This window comes from Arcicella rosea (assembly GCF_014204325.1).
Taxonomy (GTDB): Bacteria; Bacteroidota; Bacteroidia; order Cytophagales; family Spirosomataceae; genus Arcicella; species Arcicella rosea_A.
In genome coordinates this window covers 41,406-65,608 of record NZ_JACHKT010000023.1, presented here as the reverse complement: position 1 = coordinate 65,608, position 24,203 = coordinate 41,406, and the positions used below count along the sequence as shown (strand labels likewise).

General features: G+C 35.1%; 12 protein-coding genes. 8 read left to right on the top strand and 4 right to left on the bottom strand.

Annotation, left to right across the window (positions count from 1 at the left end; all coding sequences use genetic code 11):
* Positions 1-18: 18 nt before the first annotated feature.
* From HNP25_RS15035 to HNP25_RS15020, 4 genes are all read right to left on the bottom strand, one after another.
* A complete protein-coding gene (locus tag HNP25_RS15035) occupies positions 19-1,395 on the bottom strand; it encodes a RagB/SusD family nutrient uptake outer membrane protein (protein ID WP_184135396.1) in 1,377 nt (458 codons plus the stop codon).
* A gap of 13 nt (positions 1,396-1,408) precedes the next feature.
* Positions 1,409-4,777, bottom strand: coding sequence for a SusC/RagA family TonB-linked outer membrane protein (locus HNP25_RS15030; protein WP_184135394.1), 3,369 nt, complete (start codon positions 4,775-4,777; stop codon positions 1,409-1,411).
* A 291-nt stretch (positions 4,778-5,068) separates the two neighbouring features.
* Positions 5,069-6,037, bottom strand: a complete 969-nt coding sequence (locus tag HNP25_RS15025) for a FecR family protein (protein WP_184135392.1) — start codon at positions 6,035-6,037, stop codon at positions 5,069-5,071.
* Positions 6,038-6,215: 178 nt separating this feature from the next.
* Complete coding sequence (locus HNP25_RS15020) at positions 6,216-6,764, bottom strand: RNA polymerase sigma-70 factor (RefSeq protein WP_184135391.1); 549 nt, start codon at positions 6,762-6,764, stop codon at positions 6,216-6,218.
* Positions 6,765-7,492: 728 nt separating this feature from the next.
* Between HNP25_RS15020 and HNP25_RS15015 the strand changes: the two genes are divergently transcribed.
* From HNP25_RS15015 to HNP25_RS14980, 8 genes are all read left to right on the top strand, one after another.
* Positions 7,493-11,329: a sensor histidine kinase gene (locus tag HNP25_RS15015; RefSeq protein WP_184135389.1), complete on the top strand. Its 3,837-nt coding sequence runs from the start codon at positions 7,493-7,495 to the stop codon at positions 11,327-11,329.
* Between the two features lie 266 nt (positions 11,330-11,595).
* A complete protein-coding gene (locus HNP25_RS15010; protein WP_184135388.1) occupies positions 11,596-13,179 on the top strand; it encodes a glycoside hydrolase family 32 protein in 1,584 nt (527 codons plus the stop codon).
* Between the two features lie 245 nt (positions 13,180-13,424).
* Positions 13,425-16,121 (top strand): substrate-binding domain-containing protein, encoded by a 2,697-nt coding sequence (locus tag HNP25_RS15005; RefSeq protein ID WP_184135386.1) that lies wholly within the window; start codon positions 13,425-13,427, stop codon positions 16,119-16,121.
* 184 nt (positions 16,122-16,305) lie between these two features.
* Entirely contained in the window at positions 16,306-17,634 is a 1,329-nt protein-coding gene (locus HNP25_RS15000) for a sugar porter family MFS transporter (protein WP_184135384.1), read from the top strand.
* Between the two features lie 31 nt (positions 17,635-17,665).
* Positions 17,666-18,577, top strand: a complete 912-nt coding sequence (locus tag HNP25_RS14995) for a carbohydrate kinase family protein (protein ID WP_229202881.1) — start codon at positions 17,666-17,668, stop codon at positions 18,575-18,577.
* A gap of 24 nt (positions 18,578-18,601) precedes the next feature.
* On the top strand, positions 18,602-21,742 hold the full coding sequence (locus tag HNP25_RS14990; protein ID WP_184135383.1) for a SusC/RagA family TonB-linked outer membrane protein: 3,141 nt from the start codon (positions 18,602-18,604) through the stop codon (positions 21,740-21,742).
* A gap of 134 nt (positions 21,743-21,876) precedes the next feature.
* Positions 21,877-23,583 carry a RagB/SusD family nutrient uptake outer membrane protein gene (locus HNP25_RS14985; RefSeq protein ID WP_184135381.1) on the top strand — a complete coding sequence of 569 codons (1,707 nt, stop codon included), beginning with the start codon at positions 21,877-21,879 and terminating at the stop codon, positions 23,581-23,583.
* Between the two features lie 256 nt (positions 23,584-23,839).
* Positions 23,840-24,100: a hypothetical protein gene (locus HNP25_RS14980; protein ID WP_221432478.1), complete on the top strand. Its 261-nt coding sequence runs from the start codon at positions 23,840-23,842 to the stop codon at positions 24,098-24,100.
* Positions 24,101-24,203 lie beyond the last annotated feature (103 nt).

Sequence of the window (24,203 nt, the reverse complement as noted above, 5' to 3'; positions counted from 1 at the left end):
ATCCCATTCCTATTTGATTTAATACCCTAAATTTTGTGTCAAATTTCTGTTAGCAAGTCGTTGATTTTCAGGAATTGGATAAAGAACTGCGGTTGATTTCCAAGTTTTTAGTTTCAGTCCTCCTAAAACTGCGTCGGCTCTGTTGGTACGTTTTAAATCCAACCAACGATGTCCCCATTCTCCGAAAAATTCTACTTTTCGTTCTTTTTCAATTGCTATCAATAGTTGTTCTTTGGTCAACGAACTTGATAAAGCTGGTAATCCTGCTCTTTTACGAATGATGTCAGCATCTGCTTTCGCCTCAGTTAATTTTCCTTGTTGTGCTGCTGCTTCTGAACGAATTAAATACAATTCAGCAAAACGTAAGGCAACGCTGTATTCATTACCCGTGCCTGTTCTTACTTTATATTTGTTGATGGAATAATAATTATTTGTTCCAATTTTGATTATGCCCGTCCAATTGGTTTTACGCAAATCCACATCTTCAAACGATTTGTACAAAGTATCATAAAGCGAAAAAGCTGGAATAACACCTGTTGCTGCCAAGTAGTTTCCTCCGAAAATAGAGACGCCAGTTGTATTGGCTACTTGCCAAATAATTTCATTACTTGTATTGATAAAAGCATCGGCTGGTGCTGGTAAAGTATAAGCCTGTGCCGTAATTACTTGGCTTGCTTGACTTTCAGCATTTGTCCAATCCTTGTTGTACAAATAGGCACGTGCCAACAACGTAGTAGCGGCATGTTTGTTGACACGGCCTTTGAAAGTACCCACATAAGTAACAGGTAAATGCGTTTGTGCTTCTTTTAAATCAGTGATAATTTGTGCCCAAATAGCAGTAGCGGGTGTTCTTGGCAAACTTGCTTTTGCCTCATAATCTGAATCTGGCGTTAGCGACATCGGTACATCACCAAATAAATTCACTAAATAGAAGTACGATAAAGCCCTGACAAATTTTGCTTCACCCAATAATTGTTCTTTTACTGTTGGCGTTAAGGTTTGTGATTTATTCAAACCCGAAATAGCATTATTTGCATTTTTGATTTGCTGATATGAATAAGCCCAAATTGTATTTTCTACCAAAGAATTATTGGTACTCAAAGCATTATTTTCAAATTCATCATAAGATGTATTGGCTGCATTATACTGAATATCATCTGCAGACATGCCCGGAAAGAAAGTACTTCCCTGAACAAATTGACTCATATTCGTTCCTGAATACAAACCTAAAATTGCACTTGAAGCCGTGGCATCAGCTTTGAAAACATCTTCAGAAACAACCTGCGTTGGCGGTGCACCCAATTCTACAAACGATTCGCATGAAGAAAAAAGCGATAAGGAAGTGATGGCTGTTGCCCAAAATACTCCTTTGAATTTTTTATGGATATTTATCATGATATTTCCTTAATTAAAATGAGCAATTGATACCAAACAAAATCGTTCTAAGGGGCGGTAAAACCTGTGCAATTGTACCTGTTCCTAAACCTGAAGGGCCACCTCCAACAGTAGTTTCTGTATCTAAAATGTATTTGTTTTTAGACCACGTAAACAAGTTTTGTCCTTGCACATAAATTCTACAATTGGTCATTCCCAAAACTTTTGAAAGGTTTTTAGGAACATTGTAAGCAATACTTGCTGACCTCAATTTCAAGTATGAAGCATCTCCCCAGAAAGCATCCGACGAACCGAAGAAATTGTATGAATTATACAAAGCTGTACCCGCTATAGTTGTTGCTGCTGGAATATTCGTAACGTCACCTTCTTGTTTCCAAACATTCAAATACGAAGTATTTTGGTTATTCAACGTTCCGGGTCTGTTGTTCAAAATATTGGTTTGTCCGAAACGATGATTATATTGGAAAAAGAAATCTAATTGGAAGTTTTTATAAGAAACACTATTTCCTAAGCCACCGTAATAAGGCGTTCCGATTTTTGCTACATAACGGTCATCAAAAGTAACCACGCCATCTTTGTTGATGTCTTCATATTGAGCCGCACCAGTTTTTGGGTCAACACCTAAATAGTGAAGTAATCTTGAAAAGTTTATCGGCTGACCAACGACATAAGATGAACTAGAGAAAGTATTTTCTAAACCCGGAAATTCAACTAAATTGTTTTTTGGTAAAGTAATGTTGAAGGTAGAAGTCCACTTCCAATCGCCAGCAGAAATATTTGTTGTATTCAAATCAAATTCTAAACCGCTGTTTTCAATCAAAGCAGGTAAGTTTGATAGAATGGCATTATAGCCAGTTTGGGTTGGTAAACGTAGGTAAGCAATCTGATTACTTGAACGATTATTATAATATTCTGCCGTTAACAATACTTTATCTTTCAAGAAACCTAATTCTAAGGCTACTTCAAATTTCTTAGTCGTTTCCCATTGAATATCAGCATTTGGTAAAGTAGTTGGGTTCATTACTGGATTATTCAAATACGTTCCTGAAGTACTGTAAAGTGGCAAGTATAAGTAATTAGAAATTTGGTCGTTACCAGTAGTTCCATAACTTGCTCTTAATTTACCGAAGCTCAAAACAGGTAATTTTTTAGCAAAATCTTCTTCACTAAAAACCCAAGCCGCACCAATTGCACCAAAGTTTCCGAAGCGATTATTTGGTCCAAAACGTGAAGAACCATCTCTACGGAAAGTAGCATTAGCAAAGTATTTTCCTTTCCAGTCATAATTTACACGTCCGAAAAGTGCATTGTATTTATATTCTACAATGTTGTTGTAATTGATAGTAATTAAACCAGCCGCAGAAAGTGTATTCAACAATGCTTCGCTGCTATAATTACTTCCTGTGATAAAATAACCATTTGAAGTATTATGTTGCCAGCTTGCACCCGCTACAGCCAATAATTTACCTTCGCCAATTTCTTTTGTGTATTCTGCTGTTGGTTCAATAATGTAGTTTTGTGCCTTATTATTGGCAAAAACAGAATTACTTGTTGGGTTTGAAACAGGATTCAATACCGAAGCAGGCGTTAGGTTTTTCTGGTCTAAATCAGTAATGGTATAACCAAAATTTGACTTGATATTGAAGCCAGAAAACACATTGTATTTCACACTTGCATTGGCAATTAAGTTAGAACTACTTGATAAATACGTCCTTCCCAAAGTTGACAATGGATTCGTGAAATTTGATGACCAAAACCATTTTCCGTTTGCATCATACAAAGGCAGGTTTGGCGGTAAGTTATACACCATACTCACGTCACTTTGTGGTAGATTGGTATTGTCTTTTGAATAACTTACGGCAAAAGCAACGTTTAGTTTTCTGTTTTTTGAATTATGGTCTAAATTCAAACGACTCGTAAATCTTTTGTTTGAAAAATCGCCCGGGAAAACCGTTGTTTCAGTTCTATAACCTGCATTAAACAAGAAACGAGTATTGGCATCACCACCCGAAAGCGTTGTTTGAATATCATTGATTTTGCCAGTTCCGCCCAAAAAATATTTTTGCCAGTCGGTTGTTTTGGTTTTATCCCAAACCAATAAATCTGGGGCATTATTCACTGTTGGTGTAACTCCATCGTTTTTGAATGCCTGTGTTCTTAAATCATAATATTGTTCAGGATTCAACATCGGGATAAAACGATTCAATTCACTAAAACCCGTTGAAGCATTGACATCAAATTTTGTTTTGCCAGATTTTCCTCTTTTGGTCGTAATCAATACTACGCCATTCGCACCACGAGAACCATAAATTGAAGTAGCATCAGCATCTTTCAAAATATCAATACGCTCGATGTCGGCTGGGTTAATCATACTAAATGGACTCACGCCACCATTTGCACCAGAAGTACCAAAAGCATTCAAATTGTCTGTCGCTGGCGAACCTCCGTTGAAATTTGTAAATGGCACTCCATCAATTACATACAAAGGAATTGTGCCCGAAGAAAGTGAACCCTGACCACGAATTTGGATTTGTACGGCACTTCCAGGAAGTCCGTTATTTTGTGCAATCTGTGCTCCAGGAATACGACCCGGCAAAGCAGCCAATACATTGGCAACTGGTTGTTTTGAAATTTCAGCCGATGTAATTGAACTTACAGAACCAGTATTAATTCTTTTAGAAGATGTCCCATAACCAATTACCACTACTTCATCCAAGGCTTTTTGAGAAGGCTTTAGCGATATTTTTAAATCCGTAGCATTCCCAACGGTGATTGTATATGATTCAAAACCAACATAAGTAAACAAAAGAATATATCCTTTCTTTGCCAAAATGCGGAATTTACCGTTCTCATCGGTGATTGTTCCAAATGGAGTACCTTTGGCAGTTACAGATACCCCTATTAAAGGTTCGCCCGTTTCGGCAGAGGTAACAATACCTGTAACGTCTTCCTTTTCTGCTTCGCTAGGAGTACTTGTTACAGTGCTTCCTTTCAAAAAATTCAAAGGAGTATTGTTGCCAATGCGAGAAAGAATGATCAAACGTTCATCTTTCACGGCATATTTTATACCCATCGGTTTCAGTAATCCATCCAAAAAAATCCCTAATGATTCTTTAGAAGAAGTAACACTTACCGTTTGTTTCAAATTGATTTGACTGCTACTGTAAACAAACTTTATTTTCGCTTCTTTTTCCAAACGTGACAAAGCACTTTTGAGTGAAACGTTTTCTATTTTGATGGAAACACCTTGATTAAGAACTCCTTGTGCAAAATTTACATGAGCGTTGATGATTCCAGTAAAAACCATAATTATGATGGCTTGATACATGGTAAACCGCATAATTCTTAGGGTTAAGTCTTTGATTCGATAATTTTCTATCATACCTTTGGTTGGTTTTTATTCTTTGTTGAAATGGAGGAATAAGACAATAGTTTCTCATCACCGTTCTCCAAACGGTGTTATGAAATGGAGTTAGCCAAGGCAGGAGTGCTGGGAACACTCTTGCCTTTTTTTACGATTTTTTTTCGGTCATTAAGGATTATATTGGGGTTTGTTGATAATTTAGTTTGGTTTTATTGCTTTAGGCTTTGGGCGGTAAGCTTTAGGCATTGAATAATTTATTCAAGTGATAAAATCTATTCATTCATAACTCATAATTCAAAACTCATCTCTCTACTTACATCCTTCTGCTCTCAGCCACACGCTGTTATTTTCGACCTCAAAAGTGCCATTCAACGTTTGGCAAAGTACTTCAAAGGTTTTTATTAAAGACTGATCTGTAAAATCTGCAGTAATCAAACAATTGGCTACAGTATTATCTGTCAGTTTTACTTTCACATCAAATTTTGCCTCAATTTTCTTGATGATTTCACTCATTTGGGCATCTTCAAAATTCATGTTGTATTCCGTATTTGCCAAATATTCTTCTTTTTGAACATTTGTTTGTGCTTTAATTTCTTTTTCAGCAGGCATACAAATGGCTTTTTCTGAGGGCAGTATCAACAGTTGCTTGTTCGTGTTAGGTAATGAAACCGTTACTTTCCCTGTAAAAACTACGACTTCGATATGCTTACCGATGGGTCTGATGTTAAAACTTGTTCCCAATACACGGGTATCCATATTCCCTGAATGAACGATGAAAGGATGCTGTGCATCTTTAGCTACTTCAAACAGTGCTTCACCGCTTAAACTTACTTCACGAGTAGCTTGGTCAAAATGTTCTGGATAAGTCAGCGTACTTTTTCCTTTCAACCAAATAATACTGCCGTCGGGAAGCATTACTTTTTTGGTTTGTCCTTCCGACGAAGCCTGTAATGTTTCATTTTTCCAATCGAAAACATCATAAGCAAGCACCAATGAAAATGCCAAACCAATAAAAACAACTAAAACGGCTGCTATTTTAACATAAGCAGCCCAATTAAAAAGCTTTACCGTTTCTTTGGGTAAGGGCTTAATTTCTTCCTTAATTTTGGCAAACATTTTTTGTTTGATTGCCAATTTTTCTTCTTCATTTATTTTCTCAAAGGCGTTTTTTTCAACCGCTAAAGAATTCATCCATTCTTCAACGATTAATTTTTCTGCTGGCGTACAGTTGCCTTGTTGGTACTTGTCAATAAGTACTATAAGTTTTGAATCTTTCATTGCTGTTTTAAAAATGAGTAGATAAAATAATATTTTGGAAGATTCACAAATGCCCAAATATTATTTTATGTATCCTCTTATAGTGAAGTAAATACAAAGGAGAAATACACCTATTTCAAAATGAAAATATTTAACCTTTTTTTTTAATAAGCATCATACAGCTAAAAAAACAGGTTTTTTAGTGGATAAAAAATTCAAAAAAGATGCTGAAAACTAGAAAATCGCCTAAGGAACTACGAAGATGTTTAAGGGCTTTTGTAAGATGATTTTCGACAGTTTTATGAGAAATGTTTAATTGAAGTGCAATTTCTTGGATACTTAAATGATGAATTCTACTAAGCCGAAATACTTCTTGACATTTTTCTGGAAGCTCTTCTATGCTTTTTTCTAGCATCATTTTCAAATCATTCAATGCCATTTGTTCGTTGGTAGAATCATCAAAAAGGGCATCTCTGAAATGATTAAAACTATCAATATAGCTGTTTCGTACTTGTGTTGATTTCATAAAATTCAACATTTGGTACTTTACTGCTTGGAAAAGATAGCCAGAAAGGGAACTGGTAATTTGAAGATTTTCACGATTCGACCAAAGTGAAACAAAAATATCTTGGATGATTTCTTCGCAAGCTTCTTTTTCACGCAAACGATTGTAGGCAAAAGCATATAATTTAGCCCAATACTTTTCATAAATTTCATCAAAAGCTAAAGTATCACCTTGCTGTATCAAAGCAAATAATTCTTGGTCAGTATGTAATATCGTTTTATTTATTGCTTTAGGGTTATGGTTTTTTCAAGCTTGATTCCATGAATTTACAAAAAATATAAGGATTTTCAATCTGAATCATAAAACTACAAACATCTTATTTAGGATTGATATTTTTCTCGGAAAATGTATAATTGAAACTGATTTTTAATAAAAAAACAAAAAAAAGTCAAATTATAAATTTTTTCGCAAGCTCATTGCTTTTGATTGACAAAAAATAGCTAAAAAATATTAAAAATTAAACCTGTAGTTTTTATTTGATGACATCTGTAAGTATATAAAATCTATAAAAACTATAGACAAAATTACAAAATACTGTCGATACTGCAAATCATCTTTGAATTTTGGGAAAGAATAGAATATTTTTAAAGACAATTCTGCTATGGAATTCGCTGTTGCTGAGTGTTTTTCTATCTTCTATGTACTCTTCTTTTCCAAATTCAAAGCTGGTATAGATAATTTCAATTATATATTTAATTCAATAAAGATTTGTTTCTGTAATTTCCCTTGAAATACCTTATTGAGGGAAATCAATCTTAGGCATTTCTTCTATTAAGATTTTACAAAACAATCACGTACATTTGGATGTAAAGTACTTTAAAGTAGAAATCCTCATTAAGTGGGCTAAAATTGGTGGTATCTCTCTAAAGAAAAACCCAGAAGCTTATTAGATTATTTAACATTTCATCAACATGAATCCAGCATTTCCAAACAAAGTTTTTAAAGTACTTCCTTCGCCTTGCTTATTATTATCACAGGATGAAGAAGACTTTAAAATCATCGACATCAACGACGCTTATTTAAAAATTTGTGCTTTAGATAATGTTGATTTAATTGGAAAAAGTTTTTTTGAAATTGCATCAATATTACCAGATTCACAGACAGCACTTCGTTTTTCATTAGAAAAAGTAATTCAGGAAAAAACGCTACAAGTAATTCCTGTTTTAGCTTTTGGAATACTTCCAGATGAGGCACAATATTGGGAAGTAACACATACACCTATAGTAGTTGATGGGCAGATAAGTATTATTATGCAGTCGCTAGTGAATGTTAATGAACAAGTTTTACTTAAAAACCAATTAGAAAAAGTTAATGATAGCATTGCTAAGAACGATGAACTTCTTAAACAAGCCGAGATAATTTCTGAGTTTGGTACTTGGGAATATGATTTAAAAACAAACCGAGTTCAATGGTCGGATGGTGTCTATAGAATTTGTGGATACGAGCCTAACGCATTTGAAGTAGATTTTGAAAAAGGACTTTCCGTTATTCATCCTGACGACAGAGCAATGGCTATTGAAGCCTTAGAAAATACGCTGAAAACAGGAAAGGAATATAAAATTGAGAAAAGGTTTGTCACCAAAGATCAGCATATCAAACACATTATTTCTAGGGCAATTACCATTAATGATGATGAGGGAAATCCCATAAAAATATTCGGTGTTTTTCAAGACGTTACAGCCGAAAAACTTCAACACATTTCATTACAAAAAACCAAAGAAGAGCTTCATAAAATCATGCAATCGTCTTTGGATATGATTTGTACTATTGATATAGAAGGACGATTCGTACAAGTAAGTGAAGCTTCGTATAAAATTTTGGGTTACAAACCAGAAGAATTAATTGGTAAAAAGTTTATCAATTATGTACTCCCAGATGATCGTAGAATAACCATTGCTAGAGAAAACCAAATAAAAAGTGGAATTGGAACAACCAATTTTCAGAATAGATATATTCATAAAGAAGGAAAGGAAGTGCCAATCACTTGGTCGAGTACTTGGGATGAAGTTGACGAACGCTATTACTGTGTTGCTAAAGACGCTACCGAGAAAAAAAATAATGAATTAGCCTTAACTAAATCAGTAGAACAATATAAATATCTTTTCGAGAACAATCCCGCTCCGATGTTTATTTGGGATTTTAAAACCCTAGAAATTGTAGATTGTAACGAAGTAGCACACAATAAATATGGCTATACTCGGGAAGAATTTTTGAGACTTTCCATCTTAGATTTAAGACCAAAATCAGAAATTCCTGAGGTATTTGAACTAGCTCATAGTGAAGAAAATTACGAGAAACTACATAAAAAATTACGAATCCATCAAAAGAAAAATGGAGAAATCATTAAAATAGAAGGACTTGGACACTTGATGGACTATCAAGGAAGACGAGTAGTGTTAGTCCAAATAAATGACGTTACTGAAAAAGAAAAAGTTTTACAAGAATTAAGAGATAATGAAATAAAATTACGTACAGCCACCAATATTGCCAAATTAGGTTATTGGCAAGTAAATATTCAAGAAAAAAACTTGTATTGGTCGGATGAAGTATATGTTATTTGGGGACTTTCAAAACAATCATTTAATCTTGACTATGAATCATTCTTACTTACTTTACAAGAGAAAGACAGAGAAAATTACATCATGCAACACGCCATTTCGTTTGAAGGCGGAAAAGACATTGATATAGAATTTCGCATTATTTTACCAGATGGTTCATTTAAATGGATTCATGAAATCGGAAAACTAATTTATGATGAAAATGAGCAGTCATTTTTTTTAGAAGGAACCGTTCAAGATGTTACTGAGCAAAAAAACAGTCAGATTGTGCTAAAAGAACGGAATGATTTTATTGAAACTGCTCTAGAGAATTTACCGATAGGTATCTCAGTGAATAAAATAAACGAAGGAACAGCCACTTTGATGAACAAAAAATTTAGTGAAATTTATGGCTGGACAAATGAAGATATTTTAGACGTCACTACTTTTTTTGATAAAATATACCCTGATGAAGCTTATCGAAAAGAAATAAGCGAACGCATTATGGCGGATATTTTAAGTGGAGATGAACGTAGAATGAGTTGGGAAGGAATAACCATTACTACTAAAACAGGTAAAAAACGCATTGTAAATGCTAAGAATATTCCGATTTACGAGCAAAACTTGATGATTTCAACAGTAGTAGATGTTACAGACATAGTGGAAGCTCAAAAATCTGTGGTTGCAAGTAATGAAAGATACCAATTTGCTTCTAAGGCAACTTCAGATGCTATATGGGATTTGGACTTAGAAAATAATACGATTCTTTGGGGAGAAGGTTATTTTAATATGTTTGGACACAGACACGAACCTCCTACTACTATTTTTGAATCTTGGGCTTGCTACCTTCATCCTGATGATAAAGAGAGAGTCATTAAAAGTATCAACCTTTCTATTGAGGGAACAGGTAATAATTGGTATGACGAATATCGTTTCCAAAAAGCTGATGGAAAATACGCTCATGTAATTGATAAAGGTTTCCTCATCAGAAACGAGCAAGGAAAGGGCATTAGAATGGTAGGTGCGATTCAGGATATTACTTTACAAAAAGAGAGAGAACGCCAATTGAAATTGTTAGAATCTGTGGTGGTTAATACAAATGATGCGGTATTGATTACCGAAGCAGAACCTTTTGATGAACCCGGGCCAAGAATTTTATATGTAAACGAAGCTTTTACCAGCATGACTGGCTATACTTCCGAAGAAATAATCGGAAAAACACCAAGAATTTTACAAGGGCCTAAATCTGATAGAGCAGAATTAGCTCGACTTGGCAGAGCCTTGCGTAATTGGGAAATTTGTGAAATCACCACCATCAATTATAAAAAAAATGGAGAGGAATTTTGGATAAATTTCACAGTAATTCCTGTTGCAGATGAAACAGGCTGGTTCACTCATTGGATTTCTATCGAAAGAGACGTTACAGAAAAAAAGTTGGCAGAAGAAGCTCAAAGACAATTGAAAGCACTAGAACTTTCTTTGGAAAAAGAGCGAGAAATGAACATCATAAAAAATCGTTTCACAGCACTTGCTTCTCATGAATTCAGAACTCCCATTGCTACTATCGTAAGTAGTATTGATATTTTGGATATTTATGTGAAAATGATTGAAAATGAAACGCTGAAAGAAAAAGCTACAGTACATTTAGACAAAATAATGTTTCAGTCGAATCGTCTTACAGAAATGTTAAGAGATATTCTCTTATTGGAAAAAAATAGTGTTAATCGTGAAGAATATAGTATTGAAAGTATAGATATTATTCAGCTAATTCATCAGGTAAATAATCAATATTATATCGACCGAAAAGACGGTAGAAGCTTAAATTTAATATTGCCAGAAAAACATAGGTTGATTACTTCCAATACTTCATTCCTGAATCATATCATCAGTAATTTGGTGAACAATGCTTTCAAATATTCCCCAAATGCTAAAAACCCTAGTTTAGAATTAGTGTTTGAGCCTGATACTTTTAAACTCATCATTACCGATTATGGCATTGGGATTCCGAGGGCAGATCAGGAACATTTATTTGAACTGTTTTTTAGAGCAAATAATGTATTGCATATTGAAGGAACAGGTCTAGGACTGACCATCACTAAAGAGTTTACCAATATTTTAGGCGGACATATTTCTTTTGAAAGTCATGAAGGAAAAGGCACATCATTTACCTTGAAATTCCCTTATGAAGTACAACCGAAAGCTCTTGCATAACAAAAAGCTCCGTTTTTATTTTCTAAAGTTTCCTATATGTATCATTATTTGAATTTAGGTAACATAATTAATAATTTAATTTTATAATTTAAGCTTAATTGTCTATAAAACAGATGTTTAGCACTTGTATCAAAATTGAAGTTTTTGGAAAGATTAGTACATCATTGAAAAATCATCTACCAGTAATTTTGAACCATGGAAAAGCACAAAGGCAAGCTTTGGCATTCACTCACTATTAAAATGATGAAAAAATGATTTACCTCAAAATGACGAAATTTATAAGTCTGCTTTGCATTGCTTTAGTACTTCTTCTAAAAACAGATAGCTTTGGGCAGTATAAAACTTCAAAATTGTATCAAGAGCCTCATAGACCACAATTTCATTTTTCTCCTGCAAAAGGCTGGATGAATGACCCCAATGGAATGTTTTTTTATCAAGGAGAATACCATTTATTCTACCAACATTATCCAGACAAAACCGTTTGGGGGCCAATGCACTGGGGACATGCCGTTAGTAAAAATTTAACACATTGGAAAAATCTACCCATTGCACTTTATCCTGATAGTTTAGGCTATATTTTTTCAGGAAGTGCCGTGGTGGACTGGAAGAATACCAGCGGATTTGGTAAAAATAACCAGCCTCCTTTAATCGCAATATTTACTTATCACAACATGGAAGGTGAAAAGGCAGGTAGAAGTGATTTTGAAAATCAAGGGATTGCTTACAGTAACGATAAAGGACGTACTTGGACAAAATATGCTGGAAATCCTGTTGTAAAAAATACAGGTACACGTGATTTTAGAGACCCAAAAGTAATTTGGGACGAAGCCCATAAGCAATGGGTAATGTCACTTGCAGTACAAGATCATCATGAATTTTGGGTTTCTAAAAACTTGAAAGATTGGGAAAATACAGGAAATTTTGGAAAAGAATGGGGTAATCACGGTGGTGTTTGGGAATGTGCAGATATGTTTCCATTGAAAGATGGTAATGTCATCAAATGGGTTTTAATCGTAAATATTAATCCGGGCGGGCCAAATGGTGGATCAGGAACACAATATTTTGTCGGAGATTTTGATGGAAAAACATTTATTCTCGACGAAGCCCTTAAACCTTATGTAAAAAACGGAAACGGACTTTGGTTAGATTATGGTAAAGATAATTACGCTGGTGTAACGTGGTCGGATATTCCAAAAGCCGATGGAAGAAGAATTTTAATCGGTTGGATGAGCAACTGGCAATATGCCAACATTGTTCCAACTGGAGTATGGAGAAGTGCCGCTACATTGCCAAGAGTATTAAACTTGAAAGCAACTAATGAGGGATATAGAGTATCCGTTAATCCTGTAAAGGAACTTAAAGCTTTGAGAAATCCTGCTAAAAAAGCTTTACAATTGAGTAACCTAAACGTTTCAGGTTCTTTAGACATTACACCCAAACTAAACTTTAAGCCAACGTTATCCGAACTAGAATTATCTTTTGAAAAGCCAGAAAAAGGGAAAGTTGAAGTAGAAGTATCAAACAGCAAAGGTGAAAAATACATCATTGGTTACGATAGTGAAAATAATACTTTCTATAGCGATAGAACGAAATCAGGGAAAATAGACTTTTCTGACACTTTTGCTCAGAAAATCCATCTTGCACCAAGATTATCTACCGACAAAATTGTTAAGTTACATATTTATTTCGACGTATCTTCAGCCGAGTTATTTGCGGATAATGGCGAAACAGTTGTTACAGAGATTTTCTTTCCGAATGAAGATTATACAAAAATGAAAATCAATACTTCAGAGAAAAATTTCAAAGTAAATACGCTAAATGTCTGGAATTTGAAAAGTAGCTGGAAGTAATATACCGTCAATATTGAGTACAATTAATATATTAAGAGTTGTGAATTGTGAGTGATGAATATAAAATACTCATATACATCACTTTAATTCATAAAACAAATCTGTTTATTTAATAAAGATTAATTAGGTAAACTGTTGGGTTTTAATCCAGCAGTTTATCTTTTTCTTGTTTTTAAAGCTTTCGTATTTTTACACTTTTATTGAAACAAAACTCAAAATTAATACCCTTTCATAACTCAATACAGATGAGAAAAATCTATCAAATATTTGTAGCACTATTGCTCATCTTGATGTTGTACGCTTGCGATAAGTCGGAGAAAAAGACCTTTCAAATTGGTTTTGCACAATGTACCATGAACGATAATTGGCGAAAAACAATGGTAGAAGGAATGGAAAGCGAATTGACTTTTCATAATAATATTGGGATGACTATCGCCAATGCAAACAGTAATAGTACTAAACAAATTGCTCAAATTCAGCAATTTATAGAAGATAAAGTAGATTTAATCATCGTTACACCCAATGAGGCCAAACCGTTAACGGCTATTATTGAAAAAGCATTCGATGCAGGCATTCCTGTGGTGATTGTTGACCGAAAAACTACTTCTGAAAAATATACGGCTTTTGTGGGTGCTGATAACCAACTTATCGGACAAAATGCTGGGATATACGCAAACATCATCCTGAAAGGACAAGGAACAATTTTTGAAGTAGGCGAAGGAGCAAAAACCTCTCCGACGATAGACAGACATCAAGGTTTTCTGAAAGTAATTAATAAAAATCCTCAATTAAAATTGCTAAAATCGCTTTTCTCAGCGAGACAACCACAGTATTTACAAGAAGAAATTCGTTCTTTTCTGAGTCAGCATCCTAAAGTAGATTTGATTTATGCACACAATGATAGATTAGCTCATGCCATTGCAAACGTTTGTAAAAGTTTGGGTTTGAACAAAAAAATCATTGGTGTTGATGGTTTGTATGGAGCAAACCAAGGGATTGATTTGGTGAGTAAAGGCATTATTTCGGCTACTATTTTGTATCCTACGGGCGGAGAAGAAGCCATCAAAACGGCGGTTAAAATTTTGAATAAACAACCTTTTGAAAAGGAAAATCAATTATTTACAACCATCATCAATGCCGAAAATGTAGGCATTATGTTGGCTCAATACCAAAAAATAAAAGAGCAACAAGATGATATTAAACGACAAGCAAGTAAAATAAAAGAGCTTACTCGTATCTTTTCAACGCAACAAAATACGCTTTACTTAACGATAATTTTTTTGTTAGTTGTGATTTCTCTTGGAGGAATTTTGTTCTATCTTTTACGAGAAAAACAGAAATCTAACCAAATTTTGGGAAATCAGAATCGTGCGATTTTAGAGCAAAAAGATGAAATAGAGCGAATTTCACAACTTGCCCGACAAGCCACAGAAGATAAATTACGATTTTACTCTTATATTTCACACGAATTTCGCACGCCTTTGAGTTTGATTTTAACGCCTACGGAAGATATTTTACATCGTAAATCGGTTGATGCAAAAGAAACCAAAAATGCACTTCAATTAATTTATAAAAATGCCAATAGATTACTCCGTTTGGTTGACCAACTGCTGGAATTAAGAAAAGTTGATGCTGGTAAAATGGAATTGGAAGTTACTCAGCAAGATTTGGTAGCTTTTGTGAAAGACATCGTTTCAGATTTTAATGTAAAAGCCAAAACACAGCATATCGACTTACAATTTATTTGTCCATTTGCACAAATGCCATTCGGTTTTGATGCTGAAAAATTGGATAAAGTACTCTTCAATATTATTTCAAATGCCTTCAAATACACGCCTGTAGGCGGTTTAATCCATGTTTCACTCTTAAAAAATATTGAAAAAATAGAGATTTTGATTTCGGATAATGGCATCGGGATGAGTAAAGAAGAAAAAGAGCGAGCTTTCGATTTATTTTATCGTGGCAACCAAAATATTTCTTTGGGAACAGGTTTGGGCTTGGCACTTTCTCGTGAATTTGTTTCGCTTCATCAAGGTGATATAGAAGTAGAATCTGAAAAAGGGAAAGGAACAACTTTTAAAATTATTTTACCCTATGTTGAAGGTCAAATGTATGAAAAAGAGCCTATTAAAGAAAATCCATACTTGCGTGAAAGCGTTGAAGCCATCACGCCAATACTCGTAAATAATTCAGTCGTTCATGAAAATACGATTGTATTGATTGAGGATAATCAAGATTTAAACCAATTCTTGACCCAAAAATTGAGAATAGCTTACAATACTGTTCCTGTTGAAAGTGCTGAAAAAGGTTGGGAAGAAATTCTGAATAATATTCCAGATTTAATCATCAGTGATGTAATGCTACCAGCAATGGATGGTTTTTCGTTGACGCAAAAAATCAAAAATGATTTCCGTACTTCACACATTCCGGTGATTTTACTGACTGCCAAAGGACAATTAGAAAGCCAAATTGAAGGAGCAAAAGCTGGTGCAGATGCTTATATTTCAAAACCGTTTAATCAGCAATTATTAGAAGAGAAAATAAAAGGACTTTTAGAAAACCGTGACAGAATGCGTCGCCGTTTTTCGAGCGAAATCACTAATCCAAGTCAGATTCAAAAAACAGAACGTAAATTTTTAGTAGAATTTGAATTGCTGATTGAAAAAAATCTGAACGATAGCTCACTGTCGGTCGAGAAACTAAGTAAAGAATTGGGAATGTCGAGAGTACAATTATTCCGTAAGATTTCTGCTCTGACGAATAAAAATGTAACCGATTATATCGCTGATTTTAAATTACTAAAAGCCAAAGCATTATTAAAAGAAACCGATAAAACCATTGCCGAAGTTGCTTATGAAACAGGCTTTAACAACCCAAGTTATTTCACTACTTTCTTTAAACAAAAGACCAATCAAACACCCTCAGAATGGCGAAATTCTTGATGTAACATTTTTTAAAATGCTGTATCAAATTCAATGATTCAATTATTGAAAAGATAAACAATAGATTGATTTACAGTATTTTAAAACAATGTATCAAATTAAATACTCTTTGAAAGAATACTTACAGCTAATTGTTAATTGAAGTGTTAATTTTGGTTTATCAAAAACTTATCCAAAAGTTAACATGAATCAAAATATTAAAATATTCTTGTGGGCATTATCCGCAGCTTTAGGAGGATTTCTCTTCGGATTCGACACCGCAGTAATTTCAGGCGTAGAACAAACACTTCAAAAATTATGGAATTTAAGTGTAGTTGAACACGGCGTAACGGTTTCAATCGCTTTAATCGGAACAGTATTAGGCTCTTTAATTGGTGGAATTCCAGCCGAAAAATACGGAAGAAGAACAACCTTATTATTAGTAGCTATTCTTTATTTACTTTCTTCATTAGGAACGGCTTACGCACCCAATTGGAGTATCTTTTTGGTTTTCAGATTTCTTGGCGGATTAGGCGTTGGGGTTTCTTCGGTAGTAGCACCCATGTATATTTCTGAAATTGCACCTGCACACAAAAGAGGTCGTTTGGTTGCGATGTTCCAATTCAATGTAGTATTCGGAATTTTGATTGCATATCTTTCAAATTACTTGTTGGTTGATATTGGAGAAAACGCTTGGCGTTGGATGTTGGGTGTACAAGCATTTCCATCAGTATTATTTTTAGTAACGGTTTTAATAATTCCTGAAAGTCCGAGATGGTTGATTTTGAAAAAAGGAGCTGTAGATACCGCCAGAAAAATCTTAGCGATCATTGATGCCAACACTGCTGAAGACATAATTGAAGCGATTCAAAATCAAGCAAAAGATCACTCTTCAAATAGCTTTACCAATTTATTCAAGCCAGCGTATAGCAAACCCGTTATGTTGGCAGTTTTATTCGCATTTTTTAACCAAGTGTCAGGCATCAACGCCATCATTTACTTTGCACCACGCATTTTTGAAATGGCTGGTTTAGGAAAAGATTCAGCCCTTTTATCATCGGCTGGTATCGGTTTAATTAACCTTGTTTCAACACTTGTTGGAATTTCATTGATTGATAAATTTGGTAGAAAGGTATTAATGTTTTGGGGTTCAATAGGGTTAATAGGTTCGCTTGTTTTGGTTGCTCAGGCATTTTTTAGCGGTAATATCGGCATCAATGTTTCTTTCTATTTATTCATTTTTATTGCCTTCTTTGGTTTCTCGCAAGGTGCTGTTATTTGGGTATTTATCTCCGAAATTTTCCCGAACGAAGTACGTGCCTACGGACAAGCATTAGGCAGTTTCACGCACTGGATTTTAGCGGCAATCATCACCTTTACTTTTCCATACATCGCCGAAACTTTTGGAGGCGGAATCACTTTTACTTTCTTCGCTTCGATGATGGTTTTACAATTATTATTCGTCTGGAAAGTAATGCCAGAAACCAAAGGTACTTCTTTGGAAGGAATGGAAAGAGCAGTAGTACTTCATTAAAAGAAAACCTTAACATTAAAACCAATTAAAAATGATAAATCCAACCATAATTTGTTTTGGTGAAATGCTCTGGGATATACTTCCTACAGGTAAACAAGCGGGTGGAGCACCCATGAATGTAGCCGTTCAACTAAAAAATTTAGGACTTAATCCAAGCGTAATCAGCCGTGTTGGTGATGATGAATTAGGGGAAGAATTGATACAATTTATCATCGAAAAAGGTTTGTCAACCGAGCTTATTCAACATGGAAAAACGCATTTAACAGGCGTTGTAAAAGCCAATGTAAGTGATGAAAACGAAGTAACGTATAAAATTGTGCATCCCGTTGCTTGGGATTATATCCAAGTTGATGATACTTTGATTGAAGCTGTTGAAAATTCAGATGTATTCATTTTTGGGAGTTTGTCGGCACGCAGTGAGCAAACGGCTCAAACCTTGAATACACTTTTGGAAAAAGCCAAATTCAAAGTATTTGACGTGAATCTCAGAACACCATTTTACACGCCTGAACTTGTTCTTTCCTATTTGAAAATTGCTAATATGGTAAAAATGAATGAGCAAGAACTCATTCAAATTGCTACTTGGTGTGAAGAATCTACAACATTAGAAACTGCAATGAAATCAATCGCCAAACGATTTGATATTCAAACACTTTGCGTAACGCTTGGGGCAAATGGAGCAATTTTGCTGAAAGACGATATTTTTTACCAAAACGAAGGTTTTCCAGTAACCGTAAAAGATACCATTGGTAGTGGAGATGCCTTTTTAGCAGGTTTGCTCAAGAATTTATTAGCCAATAATACTCCTACAGAAAGCTTACAATTTGCCTGTGCAATGGGTTCGTTGGTGGCTACTTATCAGGGAGCTACACCTCATATCACGGAAGAAGAAGTAAAAACAATGATTGAAACACGACTAAACACATTCTCAAATATTTATTAACCTTTTTAATTAAACAATTTCAACATGAAAAACTTTTTACTCAGCATCATCATGCTGTTTATTACGACTCATTTTGCCTTTGCTCAGCAAAGAACGATAACGGGTAAGGTAATCGCAGCGGAATCGAACGAAGTCCTTATTGGGGCAAACGTACTCATCACAGGCACTTCAAAGGGCGTTACAAGTAATGCCGATGGTACTTTTACTTTAACAGTACCAGAAAATGCTACTTCATTATCAGTTTCTTACGTAGGTTACAACAGCAAAGAAGTTTCAATTAAAGGACTCAGCAACATCGTGATTTCACTTACTGCTGGTAAGGAATTGAGTGAAGTTGTAGTAGTAGGTTATACTTCTTCTAAAAAGCAAGATTTAACAGGAGCAGTTGCCGTCGTAGATATGAAACCGTTAAAAAATATCAGTTCAGGTAACCCGATGCAATCTTTGCAAGGTCGTGTGGCTGGTTTGTATATTGAAAAAGATGGTTCTCCGAATGGTTCAAATAGCCGAATCTTAATCCGTGGAGCAAATACTTTGGGAAATAACGACCCACTTTATATCATCGACGGAATTCCTACTACTCGTCCAGAAGTATTCCAAAACATCAGTCCTACCAATATTGAATCAGTACAAGTATTGAAAGATGCTTCTGCGGAATCAATTTATGGTGCTAGAGCTTCTAACGGTGTAATTATCGTTACGACAAAAAATGGCGGAAATACCAATGGAAAAGTTGAATTCCAATTCAATAGTAGCGTTTCTGTTCAGTCAGAAAAAGCAATGCGTTTTAAAATGTTGAATGCTGTTGACAGAGGAAGAGCACTTTGGCAAGCTTCAGTAAACGACGGACAAGACCCTGCTGCTGGTTATGGAGAAATCTATAGTTTCGATTGGAATAAGAGCTTTACTAACCCAATTTTGAATGGTGTTTCGGTAAAACCATTCGTTGGTGGCGACCCAAATACTCCTGCTGGCGATACAGATTGGCAAGATGTAATGTACAAAACAGGTATTGTAACAAGAAATGACTTTACGATTTCAACGGGAAATAAAACTTCTTCCATTGAAGTAAACTTTGGTCAATTGAAAAACACGGGGATGTTGAAATTTACCAATTATGACCGTATTAATGGAAGTATCAATGCTATTACTCGTGCTTTTGATGATAAATTAAAAATTGGTTTTAGTTTGCGTATTGCCAATTCAAATGAAACTTTAACTTCTACCGATTTGGGTGGTGCTAGTACAACAGGTTTAGCGGTTACGCTTGTACCAACTATTCCAGTGTATCAAAAAGATGGTGTTACTTATGCGGGTGCTTCTGGTGGTGGATATTCAGATAGAAATAACCCATTGCACATGCAAGACATTGCAAAATGGAACAATGCGAATCGTTTGAGCACTTTCGGAAATATTTTTATCGAAGTTCAACCAATTAAAAACTTGTTTTTCAAAAGTAATATTGGTGCAGACGATTCAAGATATTTGAACAAAGTAATTACGCCAACGTTCTCGGAAGGAGCTTTCAACCGTACTACAAACAGCTTACTTTTCGACCAAAACCATTTCATCAGTACTACTTGGTCGAATACTTTACGTTATAACTGGGATTTGAATACAGACCATCACTTTAAATTTTTGGTAGGAACAGAATACATCAAAACAGATTTAGATTTCCAAACTACCAAAAAAGAAGGCTATGCTTTGCAAACAGAAGATTACTTTACGTTGAATGCTGGTACTGGAAATACAACGGTTTCTGGTGGTTCAACGGGTCATCGTTTGTTCTCTCAGTTTGGTCGTGTGGATTATAATTTAGAAGATAAATATTTGTTAGCATTGACGATTCGCCGTGATGGGTCTTCTCGTTTTGGTACAGATAACCGATATGGTATTTTCCCTGCGGCATCTTTTGGTTGGAGACTCGACCAAGAGAATTTCATGAAAAACAGTAAATTGTTCACAGAATTAAAAGCAAGAGTAGGAGTAGGACGTGTTGGTAACCAACAAATCGGAGATTTAGCTCGTTTTGGATTATTTGATACAAGATATGGAACTACGCAAGCACAATTAGTAGGCGGTTTCTGGGAGCAATATATGAATATTGGTACAGCATACTCTTTGTCGGGTGCTAATACTGGAACTTTACCTTCTGGTTTTGTACAAACACAAGCAGCGAATTCTGCCTTGAAATGGGAAAGTACAGAAGAAATCAACGCAGGGATTGACTTTGCTTTCTTGAACAATAAAATCTCTGGTTCATTCGATTATTTTTCTCGTAAAACATCTGGTATTTTAATTACTCCTCCAGTCGCTTCGGCTTTAGGCGAAGGACAATCGAAAGCTGTAAACGGTGCATCAAAATCTAACAAAGGTTGGGAATTTGTATTGGGTTATCACGGAGAAATTGAAAATGGATTGAAGTATAACGTAACGGCAAACTTTGCACATTTCAGAGATAAAATCACGGATTTACCAGAAAATGTTCGTCCAGCTTATGCAGGAAACTTGGTTAATACCATTATCGGACATTCACAATTTGATATTTTTGGATATAAAACAAACGGACTTTTTCAATCGCAAGCAGAAGTTGATGCTGCACCTGCACAAGTAGGAGCTGGGCCGGGTAGAATTCGTTACGTAGATATTAATAGCGATGGAAGAATTGACGATTTAGATAGAACTTGGATTGGCACAACACTTCCAGCACTTGAATATGGTTTAAGAATTGATGCTTCTTACAAAAATTTTGACATCGCCATTTTTGGTTCAGGAGTAGCAGGTAGAACAGGTTTTGATGTTTATACTTTGTTCAATAACTTGATGAAAGGTAGAGAAAATGTTGGACCAGGAGTATTCAATGGTTGGACACCTCAAAACACTAATACAACTGTTCCAGCTTTGACTTTGAAAGATAACAACAACGAAGGACGTACTTCTGATTACTTCATGGTAAATACTTCTTACTTCAAATTACGTAATGTCCAATTGGGTTATACGCTTCCAACAAAGACGGTTTTCTCAAGACTTCGCTTCTTTGTAATGGCTGAAAACTTATTCTGGATTAAAAGCAGTAGCTACCAAAGTCCAGACCCAGAACGCATAGACCTTGGTCCAGTACCAATTCCGCAAACGTTCACATTTGGTGTTAATGCGTCATTCTAGGCATTCAGCTATCGGATGTCAGCTTTTCTTGATAAATGATTAGCATTAATACTATTCAAAAGTAGTTGTTGTATAAATTTTAAAGCTGAAAGCTGGCTTCCGAAGTCCGACAGCTTTTAAAACAGATTCAAAAAATGAAAAAGAAGATATTTTCCCTCATATTAGTGACAGGCTTACTTACTTTAAATGCTTGTAAAGATACCCTTGAATACACGCCAACGGGTGTGTTATCATCCTCAGATTTAACGTCTCCAACAGCCATTGATGGCTTGGTTACTTCAGCTTATGCGGCAATAGGTAATGGCGACATGATTGGTCCAATCTATAGCAATTGGGTTTATGGAAGTGTTCGTTCAGACGATGCCTATAAAGGCGGTGGCGGTACTGGCGACGTTGGTGAAATTGATGCTTTAGAGCATTATAATTTGGTTACGCCAACAATGGGTTCGTTTGTAACACGTACTTGGCAAAACCTTTTTAAGTCAATTTCAAGATGTAATGTGGCTTTGCGTGCTGTAAATACGCTTTCTGAAACAAGTTTTCCGAATAAAAAGATTCGTCTGGCAGAATTACGTTTCTTGAGAGCACACAGTTATTTTACGATGAAGCTTTTGTACAAAAATATTCCAATTTTTGACGAGACAGCGACTGAAGCAGATATTCTGAAAGTATCAAATACGTTAAGCAATGATGAATCTTGGAATAAAATTGCGGCTGACTTTCAATTTGCAGTCGATAATTTACCAGTAAATCAAGCTGAAATTGGAAGAGCAAACAAAGTAGCGGCACAAGCGTATTTGGCAAAATTAAAATTGTATCAAGCTTATGAGCAAGACGGTAATCATAAAGTAACGACTATCAATAAAACGAGATTGCAAGAAGTAGTGAATTTAACACAAGCTGTGATTTCATCAGGAAAGTACAGTTTGAGTAATGATATTGCAGAAAATTTTGTGCCTGAAACTGAAAATGGCCCAGAATCAATCTTTGCGATTCAGTTTACAATCAATGATGGAACAACTGCTGGTCGTTTGAGTTTTGAAGATGGCTTGAATTACCCACACGGTGCACCACAATATGGCTGTTGCGGTTTCCATGCACCAAGCCAAAACTTGGTAAATGCACACACAACGGATGAAAATGGTTTGCCAAAATTTGATACTTTTAATACGGGGAATGTAGATTTGTCAACGGCAACAGTTGACCCACGCCTTGACCATACCGTTGGTATTGACGGACATCCATACAAGTATGATAACACAAAACCTTTTAGTAATAGCTGGGTGCGTGATGCGGGTGTTTATGGAAATTTCCACTCGATGCGGTTTCAACAATTAGCAACAAGCGGTTCATACTTCAAGCTAGGACCATTTATGGGAACTGCCAAAAACTACGATATTCTTCGTTATGATGATATTTTATTGATTCAAGCAGAAGCGTATATAGAATTAGGACAGCAAGACAGAGCTTTGGCATTAATCAATCAAGTAAGAAAAAGAGCCTCAGAAAGTACTGGTAGATTGAAAAAAGTTGATGGCACTTTTGCATCAAAATACAATGTAAAACAATATTCAACAACAGGTTGGACACAAGATTTTGCTCGTAAAGCTTTGCAATGGGAGCGTCGTTTAGAGTTTGCTACAGAAGGTTCACGTTTCTTTGATTTAGTACGTTGGGGCATTGCAGAACCAACCTTGAATGCCTACATCAATGTAGAAAAAGCAAAAAGAACTTACTTGGCAACAGCGAAATTTACCGCAGGAAGAGATGAGTATTTACCGATTCCACAAGCTGAAATTACTTTCACTAACGGTTTGTATAAACAAAATCCAGGGTATTAAGCGTGATGAATTGTGAGTTGTGAATTATGAGTAGCCCGATGCTGCACTCTAAAATGCTGATGAAGAGTCATTAATATTTGAATAAATTGGGTTATTACTGCAAAAAAGATAGTCTCGTGAGGGCTATCTTTTTTCTTGTTCTAGGAAAAAATAAAGAAGTAATCAGTACAGTTTTATTTATCGTAAATAATTGATAATTAAAGACTTAAAATACAAATTTGTATCACTATTTATAAATCACTACTTAAATCGTAAATTGCACCAGAATTTAATCATCATTATGGAAGAAAAAGCATTTGTCCCAGCCATCTTAACAGCACAATGGAAAACCCTTCAAAGAGGGCGAAATGCAAAATTTAGGTCGGGCAGATTCAGAGATTCCATGATGAAACATTTATCCTTACAGGAATCTCAAGTGAATACTTTTTACGCTATCATCAACGGTAAAAAATCCATCGAAACAGGCTACATTAAATATGCAATGGATTTAATGAAGAATTGCCTTTTGATTAAATAGCCCTCAACCCATCATTAAGTATAATTACCTGAATTTTGAGTAATCCTTTGTCTTTCAAGAATAATGATGAATATTTGATGATTAAACCAACTAAAATTCATCT